The following is a 16160-nucleotide window of genomic DNA, read 5'->3' on the forward strand; positions in this document are numbered from 1 at the left end:
AGATGTCGTTTGCTCACGTTAAGAAGAAGAGAGTACTTCGTTGGCGCAATTTTGCTGTGCAAGGCGCCATCGCTTGGCTCGCGCTCATGCTCGTCATCGCGATCCTGGCAGATCGTCTCGCTCCCTATGATTATGCCGCACTTGATCTTCGGCATCGTCTCGCCGCGCCTATTGGGTTCGGGGGGCACGTATCGCATCTGTTCGGCACCGACGAGCTTGGCAGGGACCTGCTGGCGCGCTTACTTATATCGATCCGGATGAGCCTTTTCATTGCTTTTGGAGCCACGTTGATAGGCGCATGCCTGGGTACCACGCTCGGCTTTCTCGCCGCCCATTTCCGCGGCTGGGTCGAACAGCTCATCCTCGCATGTGTCGATTTCCAGGCCAGCATGCCGTTTCTCGTTCTGGCGCTCGCCGTACTTGCATTCGTGGGTAACTCTCTGCCGCTCTTCGTGGCCCTCCTTGGCCTTCATGGCTGGGAGCGCTACGCGCGCGTCACGCGCGCGCTCGCGATGAGCGCGAACACGCAAGGCTATGTGGTCGCCGTACGTCAGCTGGGCGCAGGACCTTGCCGCCTTTACCTGCGCCACATCCTACCGAACATCGCCTCAACCTTGATCGTCACCATGACGCTTGCCTTTCCGGATATTATTCTGCTCGAGAGTGGTCTGAGCTTCCTTGGTCTGGGCGTGCAGCCCCCGCTCACCTCCCTCGGCAATATGGTCGGCTATGGTCGTGACTATCTGACCCGCGCGCCCTGGATACTCGTCCCCTCTTCGCTGATCATCTCGCTCACCACACTGTCCATCTCGCTGGTGGGGGACTGGCTGCGCGACCGCATGGACAAGACATTATCGTGAAGGGCTCTGTGACTCACCCTGCTACCCGCCGCATCATCCTTGTAAGTTTCGATGGGCTCCGTCCCGATCTTATTAATGCTACAACGACTCCTCATCTTCATAGGCTGCAGCGGCAGGGCGTGACCCTCGCCTGTAATGTCACCGTCTATCCGAGCGAAACGCGGGCGGCGATGCCTAGCCTTGTTACCGGCGCATCACCCGGGCGCCATGGCATGGTCGGGAACCAATACCTCGACCGGGCAGCGGAGCCGTCACGCTACGTCGACACGGCGGATGATCAACTGGTCGAAACCCTGGATGCGTTGAGCGGCGGGCGCCTCATGGGCGCGCCATCGCTCGGCGAGGTTCTTGCCGCCCACGGCAAGACGCTCGCGGTGCTCGCGTCGAATTCTGCCGGGACAACCCGCTTGTTCAACCACAAGGCGCGCACGCTCGGTCATCCCACAATCTCGGGGCACTTCGCGCGGCTCGCGACTTCCCGATCTCTTCTCGAGGCGCTGAATGCTCGAATCGGTCCGCCCCCGGGGCCCCCGCCTGCAGGAACGCCCGACCTCGCAGCGCAGAGCTATTTGACGGCGGCTTTGCTTGACATCGTCTGGCCACAGCTTCGGCCGGACGTCACCATTCTCTCCTTTGGCGAACCGGACAGCTCGTCTCATTACTGCGGCACGGCAGGGGTAGGGACCTTGGAAGCACTCGCCTGGGCCGATCAGCAATTCGGTCGCGTTCTGGACTGGTGGGAGGCTGAAGGGCGGCGGCAGGACGTTCACATCATTGCCGTCTCCGATCATGGGCACGTGAGCGTCCATGCGCAGGCTGACGTTCACCAAGTGCTGAGAGATGCCGGATTCCGTTGCGGCTCGGCGCCCGGACAAGACGTAGATGCGATACTCGTTCCCGGGCAGGTCGGAGCCATTTATCTGGCAGACCCCTCGGAGCTGAAGATCCGGCGGGCCGTCGCAGCAATGACCAACGCGCCGTGGTGCGGACCGATCTTCACCGCTGGACGAAATGACGTCGACGGCATCGCGCCGGGCAGTTTTGCGCGACAGCTTGTGATGGCAGATCATGCCCGTTCCAGCGACATCCTGTTCTCCTATCGCGCCGATAGTGAATTCGATCCATTCGGCCTCATCGGCCGAACCTGGAGCAACGACGCGGCGATCGGACTGGGAGTACACGGCGGCTTGCATCCTAAAGAGATGGAGGCTGTCGGCATTCTCGCCGGACCTGCCTTCCGCTCGGGCAGCCTTTCAGAAGTTCCGTCGGGAATCTGCGACATCGCGCCGACCATTCTGCATCTCTTGGGAATTGTCGCCCCTAGCCAGATGGATGGGCGCGTCCTCAACGAGACGTTTGCGACATTGCCCCAGGCTGCAGCCGCTTCGGTCGTAGAGACCGTCTATGAAGCAAGCTCCTCCACTTATCACCAGGTCTTGCGCCGCATACAGGTAGGAGCCGCAGCCTATATCGAAAGCGGCTTTGCAGAGAACGCCGCGTGAGCCTGGTGGCTTTCGCATGCGGGAGCGGGATCGGTAGCGAGCGCCGGGATGCCGTCCCGCAGCTCGTCCGGAAGCCGCGCCATCTCCAAGCAAGCGCGTCTGGCCAGAGCGCGAGGTAAGCGGGCCGAGGAGTCTCAGGAACTCCTCCGTAGCCGTTTTGCCGGGAGCCGTGTACGGCAGTGCTCTCCGGGTCGATCTTGCCAACTACTAACGATGGCTGCCGAAGCATCCGAGAGAAGCTTTGAAGCACTACGAAGAAGGCGTCAGCCTGGGGGTGATTGAAAACAAGCAAGTCGACCTGGTGCCTTCGTAGCACGATCGACAGTTGGCAGATCTCATCTATCGAACACCTGACTGCCGTTCAAATCGAAGGACTCGATTGGCTGCAGAAATCGCCGGCTTTCGAGGCAACCGCGATCGATGAGAAGGGCGAACCGGTGCGCATCGTCGCTCCAGACCCGCGGGTTTGGGCCACCTACCATTCGACGCAGAGCAGCTGAAGATGCTTCCGAAAGAAGTGGTAGACAGCGCGGAGCCGCTTTTCGCTAAGAAAGACACCGCGGCCCGCCTAACAGTCAGGTTCGAAAGACCGAGGCCGGCGTATCCGGCGCCGATCATCGGCGGCACCATGATGGTGATCAGCATGATGCTGCTGCTCATCGGCATGCCGACGGTGATCGTGAGCGGCATCATCACCGGCATCATCATCACAGCACCAGCACCAGCATGGGCGCCCCCGCGGACTGTGGGGCCACTTTGAAAACGACTCGGCTAGTCGGTCCGCGCTTGCGCCAAGTGGGAGTTTGCTTGCGTCATCGGGCCATTCGATCCGCACGAAGGATTCGACGTCAAGCGCCTGGACCCGCGTTTTCTGTTGAAGCGCTCGCTTTTCGCGGCTTCGCCGTGATGGAGGACATCAAGCGCGACATCCCCATCTTGGCGACCAGCGGCCGGGACCGGGCCGACCGCACCAGGCGGCTGGCCGCGCGCGTGCCGGAACTCGACGTCTTGGTCGATCGCGAAAACGGCGGGTGGAAGATCACCGACAAGGGGCGGACCGTGCTCGAATTCATGGAGGGGCGCACGGTCGTCGATGTGCCGGTCGAGGTGGCTGCGGCTCAGACGGTCGTTGCGCCCGTGCCTCCGCTGCCGCCGCTCGCGAAGGACGCGAGCGAGTCCGAGCGAACGCGTCTTGACCCGCAGCCGTTCAATCATGCAGCGATGGCAGCCGCCGTCCACACCTTAGGCTTCGCCGGGTCCGGAGAAGATGGATGCCGGTGGCGTCGTCCGCGGCACCGGCAGCGGACGCTCGGCCGCTGCCGGGCGGGGTGGCTGACCACTCTTCGCATCGTATCGCTTGGCGAGATCCAGCAGGCGTCGCCTGGTGAACGGATCGGCCTTCTCGGCGAGGGTCCGGACCCGATGGGCGACGCCCTGGTAGAATTCCTGCTCCATGACACAACCCCACGACATTGATCGGCGGAGTTGAGTATGCCGATGGCCTGGGAGTCAAGAACGGCGGGGGGCCTGGTGCCACTCGGTGTGGTCCGTGGCAATCGCTCAGAAGAGGGCGAACCAGAGGTCCGGGAAGACCATGGCTGCTGAGAGGGATAGCAACAGCCCGGCGCCGCAGAAGATCGCGACCGCCTTGAGTTCTTCGACGTCCTTGTCCGTGCCGGTCGCGCCTGCCGGCGCCTTCGCCGCCCATTCCATGTGAATGCTGATCGAATAGTGACCCCCATCGGCACTGTCGGGACCCCTTCAATCCATTGATTTCGCTAAATGGGATGATGTGACCCCCACGCCGACCATGGTCGAGACCCGGCGCCGAAACACATTCAGCCAGTATTTCGACACGGCGAAGTGGGTGGGCGAGGCGTTGACGCAGCGGATCCCGGGTGAGCCGATCGCGGTGTACGCCGGCGCCGGCAAGTCCGGCATGTACATCAGCGGGGAATGGAAGAGCGTCGAGCGCGAGCAGATCAAGCGCGCCGTGAGAGAGCGGACGATCCGACTGGTCGTTGCGACCGACGCGGCTTGCGAAGGCCTGAACCTCCAGACGCTGGGCACTCTGATCAACATCGACCTGCCCTGGAATCCCTCCCGGCTCGCGCAGCGGATCGGACGGATCAAGCGCTTCGGTCAGCGCCGCGACCGCGTCGACATGCTGAACCTGCTCTACCACGGGGTCGCGCAGCAGACGGTCGACGAAAAGGTCTACACCAAGCTTTCGGAGCGCATGCGGAACCGCTTCGATATTTTCGGCACGCTGCCGGACGTCATCGACGACCACTGGATCGAGGACGAGGAGCAGCTCGAGGCTCGCCTACGGGAGTACACGGAGCGCCGGACCCGGGCGAATGCGTTCGACCTGCGCTACGCCGGCGACGTCGTCCCCAAGGGCGAACGATGGGAGCTCTGCGAGAAAGTGCTGGCGCGCCACGACGTGAAGCAACGGCTATCCCGAGGTTGGGGCGAGCGAGAACGTGCCGACGTCTAGTTTCACTTGTCGCGCATAAAGCGTTCATAGGTATCCTCGAGAGGCCTTCCTTCGTCCCATGTCTTTGGTTCGGCGGCTCCCAGGTGCAGCAAGGTGTAGGCCGTGTCGTACTTCTCGCTTCTGAATGTGAGTTCTCGGGCGCGCTCGTTGAACCAAACTCCCGTGGGCTGATCGATGCCGCTGCGGGCTTCCGGCGTGAACTGTTCCTGCGCGACGGCGGATCCGGCCGGAAGCTCTACTGGACCCCGGCTTGTGCGGATGAAGACGCCGCTCTTGAAAGCCGCATCGCTAGACCACGCCCAATTGACGTATCCGTCAACGGAGTTGACGAAAACCGCTCGCGTGTCGGTGTACCTGAGCCATCTCAGGACCGCAGCGACCAATGAGACTTCGTAGCGGTCCGCGCAGCTGCCGATCTCATCGAAGTCGGGCTTGTCTCTCGGCGCGATCTGCTTCCGGAAATCGTCCAACGGCATCAACAGCCACGCTGCGAATTCGTTCGCTTCGCGCTCGACTTCAAGCTTCGTCCGGCCATCGACGTCGGCTTCGCTCGAATGGATGCCGTTCGGATATTTCTTCCGGTGGAGCAGGAAGTGACCGAATTCGTGGGCAATCGTGAACCTGCGCCTCCCGGGCGACTGTCCCTTGCCGAAGGCTATGCCCCACCTGGCTCTGGATTCAGACGGGACGAGAGCGCCGGCGAATCCGTCGAGGTCCTCTTCTTCGACCTTCGTGATCGGATCGCCTGGAAACATCTGCGCGCTCGTCTCCATGGCCAGGCGACCTACGTCGAAACGGTATCGATCGGGCGGGTTCGCCAGGTTCAGCATCTGGTTGAAGTGATTGGCCCACCTCTGAAGTCCCCACCCCTCGAAATCCATGTCAGTCGTCCAAGGCTTTCGCGAGCCGCCTTAGCCGCGCCTTGGCCTCCGACGTCATGGATTGGTATTCGCGGAAGAAAGCCTTGTCCTCCGCAGATCCCAAGTTTTCGACCGATTCGCCGCCGAGCAAATAGTCCACCGTCACGTTGAAGGAGCGTGCCAGCCCGGCAAGCTTTTCCGCAGACGGACGCGGAAGATCGCGATTTTCAAGTTCCCAGAGATAGGATTTGCTCAATCCCGCTTGTTCCGCCGCTTGATCTAGCGTCAATTTAGCGTTCTTTCTCAGTGTCTTAATGCGATCCCGGATGGTCTCTGCCATGCGCTGCATCCTCTTCACGCTTTGTTCGGAGTGGCAGCATAGTCCGTCCTTGACTGGCGGCAAAGACCTTTGTATGTTCGGAATAGACATACTTAATGTACCGCAAAAGAAAATGGTTGCTTATTAGCTGCGTTTACACGCGCAAGTGGAATACCAAATATGCCCTTTCCTGCCGATGTCGAGGAAAAGCTCGACGTTTTTCTCCAGCAGTTCTGTCCGGACCCGGCCACGATCCGAAGCGCCCTGGAACGCACGCGCCTCGGCACCGTGCACGACGTTCTCCATGGCGAATCGATTTGTAGGCGCGGCGAGCGCGTTCGGGGATGCTGGCTGATCATCAGCGGCCAGGTCGAGGTACTCGCCGACGAGCAGATCGTCGTTTTCCGCACTCCCGGCGAACTCTTCGGCGAGCAAGGCCTCGTCCATGTTCTGTCCGGCAAAGACGGCACACGGACGGCCGACGTCAGGGCGGTCGGACCGGTCAAGCTGCTGTGCATCGACGCCTCCTTCCAGGAGCGGCTGCAGGATCGGGAGAAGGTCGTCTGGACCTTGACGTTGGCGAGCGTCATCAACCAGAAGCTCGAGCAGGCTACCGACATGCGCTCCGAGTTGCGCAGCTTGGCCGGGCAGCATGAACTGCTTCTCCGCCGGTTTTCGGACGGGGACGCTCTCGGAATCGTCAAGATGGCGACCCGCGGCGAGCGGCCTGCCATCCAGAACCGACGCGCAATTATCTTCTTCAGCGATATCGCCGGCTTCAGCGTCTGGTCGGCCTCCAGGCCTTCTACCGAGGTCGCAGCCCATCTCAGCGAACTCGCCGCCATCCAGATCAACGCGGTACGCGACGGCGGGGGCCAAGTCGACAAGCTGATGGGCGACGGCGCGATGGCCTACTGGTTCGTCGATTCCGGCGATCGCGAGAAATGCGAGCCGGCCGCCGTGCTCGCTTGCGTGCTGAAGGTGGTCTCGGAATGCCGGGCCTACTTCGAGCAGCACGGCCTGCCGCTGGGGCTGCGTATAGGTCTGCACGCCGGCGACGTCGCCTTCGGCGACTTCGGCGCCGAGAACAGGGTCGCGGTCACGCTGCTCGGAGCCGCCGTCAACACCGCCGCCAGGTACGAACAGGCCAAATCGTCCGAACTCGGAGAGATCAGAATCAGCCCGACCTTGCGCGACCTGATGGTCGGGTCGGGCGCAGACCCCGACACCTTCCGGGGCCCGACGAAGGTGGAAGTGAAGCACGGCGTCGAACTCGACGTCTATTCCATCTGAGGAGAAGGTAATGACCTGGAACCAAGATCGCGCGAAATCGAGAATCCGCGAACACCTGAAGACGGTGCCCGACGTCGATCGGCATGTCGCGCTCGACAGCGCGATTGTGGCCAAACGCGGACTGCTCAGCCGCATGCCGCTCAGGGAAGCCTTCGTGGTCGAAGGCGCCCATCTCTACGGCCAGCTTCTCGACTTCGAGGACCTGGTGACGGAGCACGGCCAGGAGACCGAGGCGGCGCATCGGCGCCTGCTGCGCTTCCTCAACATGCATTACCGGGTGTGGGACTCCCTCGTCGACGGCGACGACGGCGACCGGATCGACTATCACGGCGCCCGCCTTCACGCCGTCATCGCCTCCCCGGTCGGCGACCCGGCCGCGCAGATCGAGCGAGCCGTGGCGCTTGCCCGCAAGCTCACGGAAGCCGCACGGAAAGTCGGCGAGGCACACGGCTTCCCTTCCCGCATCCGCTTCGGCATCGATCACGGCAAGACCCTCGCGATGACTACGGGACGCGGCGCGCACGAAAAGGACACTCTCTTCCTGGGGCGGCCCGCGAACCACGCTGCAAAGCTCGTCGCGTCGGGAGCCGAGCAGGGCATCTTCCTCACCGAAACGGCTCAGAAGCGCGTCGCCGCCGGCGCGATCCGCAAGCAGGCAGGCACCTTGACGCTCGACGAAGCCTACATCGCGACCGCAGCGAGGAAGTACGCGTTCGACAGCATCGACCGCACCGCCGCGGCCATCGCGTTGGACTCCTCGGAGACGATGTTCCGCTTCAAGCGGCCCGCGCTGCCACTGTCCTCGGTTAAGTTCAGCGAACTTTCCCCCGCGAACTCGATCCGTATGGGAATGGCCTCGATCTTCGCCGACATCGACGGGTTCACCAATTTCGTCGATGAGTCGATTCAAGGCGGTTCGCAAACAATCCGAGAAGCGGTCAAGATTGTCCACGTCATCCGCGAAGAGCTCAACTCCGTCCTCAAGGATGATTTCGGGGGCAAACGGGTGCGCTTCATCGGAGACTGCATCCACGGCTGCGTCGGCGAGCGCGAGCGTGCCGATGATGCCGCCGGCAGCGTGCGGCAGGCCGCGCTATGCGCCTCGGCGATGAGGTCATCCTTCGATCTCTGTATGGAAGTCGTCCAATCGGACGCCGCCATCGATCTCGCCGTCGGCATCGAGTACGGCCCGACACCGATGACCCGCTTGGGCCATCGCGGCGAAGACAGCGTCCGCTGCGCGGCGAGCCGCGCTACCATCCAGGCGGAACGCACCCAGCAGGCCATAGAACATGGTGGCATCCGCCTCGGTGCGGTCGCAGCCGGTATCGCGGACCCCACCGTTCGCAAGCACTTCTCGTCCGGGCGACTGATGTCCTTTGATTCGGCATCTGATCTGCTGATGATGCCACAAGCCCCCGCAGTCCAGATACTGCGCAGCGAACCGGCGGCACGGTCTCACGCGGCATCACCGAAGCCAGCGCGGGGATGACCAGCCATCATGTCGCTTGATGCGCTCGCACGATGCTGTCCGACCTGGGCCGAGTTACGGTCGGTCCACGCCCGTGAGGCGGAGATCGACATCGTCGCGGTCCGGAATAGCAAGGCCTTCACCAGGGTGTTCCAGCTCAAGGCCGTCTATGTCGGCGATGAGATCAGTATATCCGAGCGATCGGTCGGAAGCACGCTGCCGGCGTGCTGTCCCGAGCGGCACATCAATCCCGGCGGATCCTTCTGCATCGGGCTACGTGCTGGCGAAGGCATCACGGACGAGACAGCGGCGGCGTGGTGGATGAAGCTGCACGCTTTCGCTCTTTGGCAGGAGACCGCGGAGGAGACGGGATTTTGGCCGAGCGAAGCGCAACTTTCGCACGGCGAGGCAGGTGAAATGGAGCTCGCGGCCGAGAACGCGGCCGATCAGCTTGAGCTTCGAGCCGCCTATCGCGAAGCGGTCGCGTTCGACACCGGCGTCGTCGCCGTAGCCGTGAGCAGGATTCACTCGAAGACCGGCATGCTCCGCAACGGACGAAGCGCATGCATCTGCGGGCGCACCGATCGGCGGGGACGGGCACTCCTCAGGAGAGATTGCCACCGCATCGGGCTCGGGTGTCCGATAATTTTCGAGCATCGCCGGCGCCTCCTGGTGGACGATTTCTGGCAGACTCTGCGCGGACGCGTCGCTTGCTGCGGCACCATGCGCGAATGCCCCCTGCGGACCGGAGACGCGACAAGGGACGACGGAAGAACATCGCATGCCGCGGAAACGCACGAAGACACAATTCGGAGGTGACGCATGAAAGTTTGGCACTGGGTCTGGCGGATCGCGCATTCGATCATTCTTCTGGTGGTGGTCGCGGCCATGATCGCTATTGGCGTCTTCATCGGCCGTCCGGGGGAGAAGGGCGGCAGCCAGTCGAACCTCGCCGGAGCGGATCAGCAGCAGAAGCGCCTGGCGGTCTTCCTCGACGGTACGTGGAACAGCGTCGACACCAACACGAACGTGTGGCGTATGCGCTCCCTGTGTGCTCCGACGAGCAAGGACGGCAAGGCTCAACTGATCTACTATTCCGTCGGCGTGAACGGTTTTCTCGGTGGTGCCTTCGGACAAGGGCTCGATGACAATATCGGCCTGGCCTACGAATGGCTGATCGAAAACTACCGGGACGGAGACGAGATCTTCATCTTCGGCTTCAGCCGCGGCGCGTACACGGCCAGAGCGCTGGCGGGTCTGATAGCAATCGACGGACTACTGCAGCAGGGTTCGCCGATCGGCGTGAGCGAGCTTTTCGATCGCTATAAAAGGGGCGACGAGGAGACGATCTGGAAGCTGAAGGAGAAGGAGGCGACCGGTGACGTTGCCAAGCTATCTCCCCAGGAGAAGTGGCTGCTCAAATACGCGCGGCCCGTGAATATCAAAGTGGTCGGCGTGTGGGATACCGTCGGCTCGATAGGCATCGCGGCGGGCGACTTCACTGGCATCAGCAGTTCGCAGTTCGACTATCTGCAGACGGGACTGCGCCTTCCGATCCAGAACGGCTATCACGCGCTCGCCATCGATGAGCATCGCGCCAAGTTCGCCCCTACGATCTGGGACGTCCATCGCAGCACCGCCAAGCCGCGACCGCTTTCGAGCGTCGAACAACGTTGGTTCGTGGGCGCGCACGCCAACGTCGGCGGCGGCTACGAAACCGACCTGCTCGCGCAGCCGCCGCTGCGCTGGCTGATGAAGAAGGCGGAATCGCAGGGGCTGGCGTTCCGGTCGGAAGTCGATCTGGACGGCGACGACGTCACCGCGAAGATCAAGAACTCCTACGGGGAGTTCATCTATGGCGCCTACCAGATCATTTCCCCACGGCCATTTTATCGAACTGTTGGCGCTGCGCCGGATGCGCGCGACGACGGAATCCACACCAACGTCAACGAGACCATCGACGCTAATGTTTTCAAACGATGGCGGGCCGATCCAACCTATCGGCCGCAGAACCTCGTGGAATGGGCCCAGCGCAAACACGTGGATCCAAGCCAATTGCAGACTTCGGTCCGCGCCGACGATCCCGGCGTAGGCGTGCCTGATCCATAGCCGTTCGGATGCTCGGCGAACCTCCGCATTGGAGGCGAGCGGACAGTAGCGGCCGTGGTCAGAGTTCCGACTCGACTCATTGTTCTTGGTATGTTCTCCTTGCGGTATGACCGACCGCAACGCGAGCTGGCGCATGCCAACACCCAAGCAGATGGACAAGATGGCCGCCGCGGTCGGCAGGAAGGCCCCTGCTGCGCGCGGACTGGCTCAGGACGCGGATCTGCCACCCGAATACTGGCAGGCGCTCTTGGACGACCTTGGCGCCGCCCGTGGTTCCGCGCGCTCAGCCGCATCCGGACGCCTGCTGCGGCTTAGCCAAATTCCTCAACATTTACTGAGGGTGGACTGCCGGCGCTGCGGCCGGACCGTCGAGATCCAGAAGGCGGATGCCGCGCGTTTGTACGGTTCGGACGCAATCTGGAAGGAGGTCGGCCAGCGCCTTCTAGACAACACGTGCACACAGCGGACGGGACGCCATGAGGAAGACGGCTGCTGGCCGCGATTCGAGTAGGCCGCGGGCGATGGCGCCGAAGCACCACCCGACGCCCCTCTCCGGAGGCGACCGCAAGGCCCTCGCCAAGGAACTAGGCAAGTCTAGGGCGATGACCTCGATCTTGGCCGCTCAGTCGGCCGATGCCCGGGCCAAAGGGGAGGCGCTAATCCGACAAGCCGACAGGCTGTTGTCCGAGTCGTGGAACGAGCGCATGTGGGCCAACGGCGACCCTCCGTGAACACCAGTCCGGTAGAACAAGTTTAGCATCCACAAGGTCGAGGATGCGACGCACCGGCTATTCAGTCTTCGTCAAACAATCTGATTGTACTCATCCTTTGCTGAGCGAATTGCGCCTCGACGGCTTCGCGCGTCAACCACACGTCTGGGTCAAACCAGCCGGCGGTCCCAAAGATGCGGAGAAACGGAAGTGCCGCCCGTCGCAGTGCTTCAAAATAATTGTCCCGCAAGGTCGCCCACCCAACCGTGACATTCTTCGCAAAACGGTCGTCAACCAGTGCCCCGCCGCCGGCCGCATGCCGAAAGTGATCCCATGCCAGCATGCGGCCTTTCAGGCCGCGCCATTCCATTCGGACCACAACCTGGGTGACGCCCGGAACTTCTTGCCCGACGAGGCGAGCGTGAGCGAGCAGCGAGTGAATTGTGATCAGGATCCAAGAGGGCGTGAGGTGCGGCGGAGCCGTCTCACCCTCGCGCCGCCAATCGTCGCGGAACGATTCGACGCTTGCACCGATTCCGCATTCATAAATCCGCCAGTAGTCGAAAGCGCTGCTGATCAACCCGGTGTTCTCGACCCGCATTCCTTCAAGATACGTGACCTCTTGCCCGGCAAGCGTGGACATACGAACCTGGGGGGCTCGCTCAGGCACGTTCAGGGGCAAGAACGAGCCCCAACCATAGTGCGCGTATCGGTGCATTTCGACCGAGGCACGGTCGTTCACTGAGCGCGGGTTGGAAATCTCGACAAGGTCTCCCTCACTGTCGACGAGCGCATATCCGAGAGCCGAGTAATTCGTGCCGGCTCGGATAATTTCGTCGCGATACTTGGGTTCAGCTTTACCCGCCAACAGCTGTGTCTGTGTGGTGAAGTCCTGAGCCGTGTCATCAAGGGCGGCTTGCAGGAGAGCGATCACCTTCTGATCGGGTCTCGACTGATGAGCAAGCGACTGCCGGAGGACTTTACCCAGCAGATCGCTTCGATGAGAAAGGCAACGATCGAAAAGTGTATTCCAATCATCGGCGCTTCGGATCGGCGCGCTCTCTGGCCCGGCCATCCTGATGTAGATCGATCCCAGGGATACACCGACCGATCGACCGCGATCGTCCTGCGGACCATCGGCAATCGCAACAACGGGGCGCGCGCCGTGCGAGGGGACCACGACGACAGGATAGGTCACCCCTTCGTATTGTATGTGCTCGATGAGGACCTGGACCCGCGGTTCTAGATACTTTTTGACGATGCTTGAAATCGCGTCCTGGCCGAACAGGGCGAGATCGAGGTCAGTCGCACCGAGAGGCTTCCTTGTCTTATCGTCCACTCCAAAGATCAAATATCCGCCGCCATGGTTCGCGAGCGCGGCAATATGCCGGGCAAGCTTCGCCCGGGCGTCATGGCTCCTCGTGTCCATCCATGCCTTGAATTCGATGCCAAGGTTTTCATTTGCCCCCGCCAAGAGGTCGATCAGATCGAGAGAAGCCATCGTGTACCCGCGCCGTTTCTCATTCCGACGGGCGGCCGAAGAAATCGGCAGCCCAGGTCCCATGTCGATACGCCATATCGGCGTTAGTTGCCGGTATTTTGCAACTCGACCGCTGACCTGTCCCCGCACCCCTGTATGAGCTGAAAGCCGGGTCAGATCGCGTTTATGGGCCGCAACGGGCACCCGGTTTAGCTGCTACAGCAGGCCGATTTCGCAGCCGGGGCACCCGGGTCAGGCAGGGCGGTAATCAGTGCTTGAATGTCAGAAAAGGACACACTATTTTCTGACGTATGAAAGCGAAGGTCACATCAGTTCCTGATCGGATTATGAAGCGCGCCCGCGCTGGCGGGCGCGGCGGCGTCTTTACGCCCAGCGACTTCCTGGGCTTGGCCGGTCGTGCAGCCGTCGATCAGGCGCTGTCCCGCCTGACCAAGGGCGGCAAGCTGCGCCGCCTGGCGCGCGGCCTCTACGATTTCCCCAAGGTGCATCCGAAGCTCGGCCTGCTTTCACCCGCTCCCGATGACGTCGCGCAGGCACTCGCCCGGGAGACCGGGTCACAGGTGCAAATCGCTGGCGCCCGCGCGGCAAACGCGCTCGGCCTGTCCACCCAAATTCCGGCCCGGAGCACCTACCTGACAGATGGTCCCTCCCGCCGTGTCGTGCTCGGCAAGCGGGTCGTCGACCTGCGTCATGCCTCACCCAAGCATCTCATCGCTCCGGGCAGCCCCGCCGGCATGCTCGTTCAGGCGCTGCGGCATCTCGGCCCCGCGCGGGCGACCGACGTCGCTCGTGTTGCCGCGCGCAGGCTATCAGCGAGCGACAAGAAAACTCTCGCCTCGAGCGCCGTCCAGGCGCCCGCATGGATGAGGTCAACACTCGTTTCCATCGCCAGCATGTCGGGTGTGGTCGATGGATAAAGTGGCGCTCCTTGACGGCTCCGAGCGCTCAGCTCTGTTCGGCGAGACGGGCGCGGCGCGAGGCGTCGCCAATACCGTCATCGAAAAGGACTTTTGGGTCTGCTGGACTTTGAAGCGCCTCTTCGAGCTGCAGGACGAGGAGGCGCCCACCCTGATCTTCAAGGGTGGGACATCCTTATCCAAGGCGTTCGGCGCCATTCGCCGCTTCTCCGAAGACCTTGATCTGTCATTTGACGTGCCGACCTCGGCTACACCGGCGATCGTGACCCTGAACAGGAAGGCATCAGCAGGAAGCAGGCCGGCAAGCTCATCGACGACCTCGTCCGGGATGTCGAAAAGCACATCGTCGAGAAGCTGATGCCCACCTTACGCGCCGAGATCGCCAAACATCTCGGTGAGCCGACGAACGGCGAATGGTCGCTGGAGATCGACGAAAGCGATCCGCAGACGGTGAACTTTCACTATCCTACTGCGCTGCCCGAGGAGGAATATGAAGGCATGGCCTACATAACTCCGCGCGTAAAGTTGGAGTTCGGCGCCCGCGGCGACCCGTGGCCGACCGAAGAGAAGATCATCCGTCCTTACGCGGCGGATGCCTTTCCAGGCTTCTTCGAGAATCCTGATTGCACGGTCACGGTCCTGTCTGCGCGGCGCACCTTCTGGGAAAAGGCCACGGCGCTGCACGCTGAGGCGCACCGGCCTGAGGATTCGGCGACGGCGCAATACTTCTCTCGGCACTACTACGATATTGCGATGTTGCTCGACACCGACGACGGACAGGCAGCCACCACTGAGACCGGACTTCTCGAGCAGGTCGCAAAGCACAAAGCGGTGTTCTTCCGCTCGGGCTGGGCGAGTTACGAAACGGCGCGGCCAGGCACGCTGCGGCTGATGCCTTCCGAAGCGCGTCTGAAGGACCTGCGCACCGACTATCGCGCAATGGCGCCGATGATGTTCGACGAAAAGCCCCTGTCGTTCGATGAGATCCTCATTCGAATTCAAAAGCTGCAGGACACGATCAACGCATCGCCACTCCGCAATAGTGCGGAAACGACGGAACACACATGATCACTCCTTCAGCATCATCATCTGACCCGTTGTCGACCTGCTACGAAGTGCCCGTTCGTTTCGCGCCCTCCCACGCCATTGCCCGTCCCGGATTTCTATCTCACCGCAAAGGGCTGTTCTGGCACGATGGCGTGGCACTCGGAGCAAAGCCGTTCGACTTCGGCGATGCCGACGTCCTCGGCACCGCCCTCCGCCGGCTCTTGCTGACGCATCAAGGTGGCGACAAATATCTGTTGTCCCTCGAATTTGTAGCTGCCCGCAGCCTGCAAGATACCGAGGACTTCATCCAGCGCTTGATCGATGCGTTCACCGTGTCCATGGCAGGCAACCAACGCGATCCATGGTACGGCAATCTGCTGCTTGAAGCCCTTTGGCCAGGATTGAGAGATTCAACGCCCAAGCCGCCCGGCACGATTTCCCCGGAAATAAGCACGGCGATGACATCCGAGGAGTTCATCGTCGTCAGCGAGGCGTCGCTGCAGGCACTGTCTTGGTCGCCGCTGACCGCAATCTTCGCTGAAGGTATGCGGGCAGCCCAGCCCAAGTCGAAATTCCTGTTCTGGTTCGTAATTCTTGAAGAGCTGGAATCTCGCGACGAGTTCAAAGCGCTCTTCGACCCGCTGTTTTCGGCCGACGAGAAGAACCACCTCCTGCAGGCGTCCCTTTCGGCTGGAGCCAGGCAGAGGTTGGAGCAACTCCTCAAGAACCCATCAGCAACGCAGCAGGGACGTGCCGAAAAATTGCTGGCTATCTTGAAGCAGATTGATCTTGGCGAGGTGAAAAGGCTCGACAAGACTATCCCACTTGATTTAGCGATCTGCCGTTCGCTCATAAAGCAGCGCAACAACATCGCGCATAAAGGCGCCATGATCGACCTCGATCAGCTCTACACTGTCCTCTTCCCCTTGGCGCAAGGGGCCTTGGCATATCTCACGAATGTCATTCGGCCTGCAATATTGGCTCTGACTCACTTTTGATGAAGTTCAGGCGCCGGCTCGCGTTGGTTTCACAAGGGAATCAACATGATGCAGCGAGCCCTGCGACCGTCGG

Annotated in this window: 17 protein-coding genes and 2 pseudogenes; 14 read left to right on the top strand and 5 right to left on the bottom strand. The window is 61.9% G+C overall.

Features of this window, described 5'->3' with window-relative positions; translation table 11 throughout:
* Positions 1 to 2 precede the first annotated feature (2 nt).
* The 4 genes from IVB48_RS23520 (at position 3) to IVB48_RS23535 (ending at position 3122) form a co-directional block, all read left to right on the top strand.
* On the top strand, positions 3 to 860 hold the full coding sequence (locus IVB48_RS23520; RefSeq protein WP_247403457.1) for an ABC transporter permease: 858 nt from the start codon (positions 3 to 5) through the stop codon (positions 858 to 860).
* Between the two features lie 8 nt (positions 861 to 868).
* Positions 869 to 2362, top strand: a complete 1494-nt coding sequence (locus IVB48_RS23525) for an alkaline phosphatase family protein (protein ID WP_247403460.1) — start codon at positions 869 to 871, stop codon at positions 2360 to 2362.
* Positions 2363 to 2640: 278 nt separating this feature from the next.
* Positions 2641 to 2862 carry a GSU2403 family nucleotidyltransferase fold protein gene (locus IVB48_RS23530; protein ID WP_247403406.1) on the top strand — a complete coding sequence of 74 codons (222 nt, stop codon included), beginning with the start codon at positions 2641 to 2643 and terminating at the stop codon, positions 2860 to 2862.
* Positions 2863 to 2864: 2 nt separating this feature from the next.
* Positions 2865 to 3122, top strand: coding sequence for a hypothetical protein (locus IVB48_RS23535; protein ID WP_247403408.1), 258 nt, complete (start codon positions 2865 to 2867; stop codon positions 3120 to 3122).
* Positions 3123 to 3604: 482 nt separating this feature from the next.
* Here IVB48_RS23535 and IVB48_RS23540 read toward each other — a convergent pair whose 3' ends face one another.
* Together IVB48_RS23540 and IVB48_RS23545 are read right to left on the bottom strand one after the other, a co-directional pair.
* A complete protein-coding gene (locus IVB48_RS23540) occupies positions 3605 to 3817 on the bottom strand; it encodes a hypothetical protein (protein ID WP_247403462.1) in 213 nt (70 codons plus the stop codon).
* Positions 3818 to 3922: 105 nt separating this feature from the next.
* Complete coding sequence (locus tag IVB48_RS23545) at positions 3923 to 4075, bottom strand: hypothetical protein (RefSeq protein ID WP_247403411.1); 153 nt, start codon at positions 4073 to 4075, stop codon at positions 3923 to 3925.
* Between the two features lie 79 nt (positions 4076 to 4154).
* Between IVB48_RS23545 and IVB48_RS23550 the strand changes: the two genes are divergently transcribed.
* Entirely contained in the window at positions 4155 to 4862 is a 708-nt protein-coding gene (locus IVB48_RS23550) for a helicase-related protein (protein ID WP_247403414.1), read from the top strand.
* Between the two features lie 2 nt (positions 4863 to 4864).
* Here IVB48_RS23550 and IVB48_RS23555 read toward each other — a convergent pair whose 3' ends face one another.
* Together IVB48_RS23555 and IVB48_RS23560 are read right to left on the bottom strand one after the other, a co-directional pair.
* Entirely contained in the window at positions 4865 to 5743 is an 879-nt protein-coding gene (locus tag IVB48_RS23555; RefSeq protein WP_247403418.1) for an ImmA/IrrE family metallo-endopeptidase, read from the bottom strand.
* A 1-nt stretch (position 5744) separates the two neighbouring features.
* Positions 5745 to 6062 carry a helix-turn-helix transcriptional regulator gene (locus tag IVB48_RS23560; RefSeq protein ID WP_346659012.1) on the bottom strand — a complete coding sequence of 106 codons (318 nt, stop codon included), beginning with the start codon at positions 6060 to 6062 and terminating at the stop codon, positions 5745 to 5747.
* Positions 6063 to 6221: 159 nt separating this feature from the next.
* Here IVB48_RS23560 and IVB48_RS23565 point away from each other — a divergent pair, with 159 nt between their 5' ends.
* The 6 genes and pseudogenes from IVB48_RS23565 to IVB48_RS23590 all read left to right on the top strand — a co-directional run.
* The gene (locus tag IVB48_RS23565) at positions 6222 to 7334 is read left to right on the top strand and encodes a cyclic nucleotide-binding domain-containing protein (protein WP_247403424.1); all 1113 of its coding nucleotides are present in this window, start codon (positions 6222 to 6224) and stop codon (positions 7332 to 7334) included.
* Between the two features lie 154 nt (positions 7335 to 7488).
* Positions 7489 to 8826, top strand: coding sequence for an adenylate/guanylate cyclase domain-containing protein (locus tag IVB48_RS23570; RefSeq protein WP_247403427.1), 1338 nt, complete (start codon positions 7489 to 7491; stop codon positions 8824 to 8826).
* A gap of 9 nt (positions 8827 to 8835) precedes the next feature.
* Positions 8836 to 9624: an E2 domain-containing protein gene (locus tag IVB48_RS23575; protein ID WP_247403431.1), complete on the top strand. Its 789-nt coding sequence runs from the start codon at positions 8836 to 8838 to the stop codon at positions 9622 to 9624.
* A 3-nt stretch (positions 9625 to 9627) separates the two neighbouring features.
* Positions 9628 to 10914, top strand: a complete 1287-nt coding sequence (locus tag IVB48_RS23580; protein WP_247403434.1) for a DUF2235 domain-containing protein — start codon at positions 9628 to 9630, stop codon at positions 10912 to 10914.
* 133 nt (positions 10915 to 11047) lie between these two features.
* A complete protein-coding gene (locus IVB48_RS23585) occupies positions 11048 to 11425 on the top strand; it encodes a hypothetical protein (protein WP_247403438.1) in 378 nt (125 codons plus the stop codon).
* A 10-nt stretch (positions 11426 to 11435) separates the two neighbouring features.
* Positions 11436 to 11639, top strand: a pseudogene (locus tag IVB48_RS23590) (hypothetical protein); the annotation flags it as partial.
* 67 nt (positions 11640 to 11706) lie between these two features.
* On the opposite strand, the gene IVB48_RS23595 reads toward IVB48_RS23590, so the two are convergent.
* Positions 11707 to 13125 carry an ATP-binding protein gene (locus IVB48_RS23595; RefSeq protein WP_247403441.1) on the bottom strand — a complete coding sequence of 473 codons (1419 nt, stop codon included), beginning with the start codon at positions 13123 to 13125 and terminating at the stop codon, positions 11707 to 11709.
* Positions 13126 to 13451: 326 nt separating this feature from the next.
* Between IVB48_RS23595 and IVB48_RS23600 the strand changes: the two genes are divergently transcribed.
* The 3 genes and pseudogenes from IVB48_RS23600 (at position 13452) to IVB48_RS23610 (ending at position 16087) form a co-directional block, all read left to right on the top strand.
* Complete coding sequence (locus IVB48_RS23600) at positions 13452 to 14042, top strand: DUF6088 family protein (protein WP_247403444.1); 591 nt, start codon at positions 13452 to 13454, stop codon at positions 14040 to 14042.
* Positions 14035 to 15110, top strand: a pseudogene (locus IVB48_RS23605) (nucleotidyl transferase AbiEii/AbiGii toxin family protein). Before IVB48_RS23600 ends, IVB48_RS23605 begins: the two are co-directional and overlap by 8 nt.
* Positions 15107 to 16087 carry a hypothetical protein gene (locus tag IVB48_RS23610; RefSeq protein ID WP_247403448.1) on the top strand — a complete coding sequence of 327 codons (981 nt, stop codon included), beginning with the start codon at positions 15107 to 15109 and terminating at the stop codon, positions 16085 to 16087. The pseudogene IVB48_RS23605 and the gene IVB48_RS23610 overlap by 4 nt, the downstream one beginning before the upstream one ends.
* The last annotated feature ends 73 nt before the right edge of the window (positions 16088 to 16160 follow it).

The sequence above is a fragment of the Bradyrhizobium sp. 76 genome, from assembly GCF_023073025.1.
Taxonomy (GTDB): Bacteria; Pseudomonadota; Alphaproteobacteria; order Rhizobiales; family Xanthobacteraceae; genus Bradyrhizobium.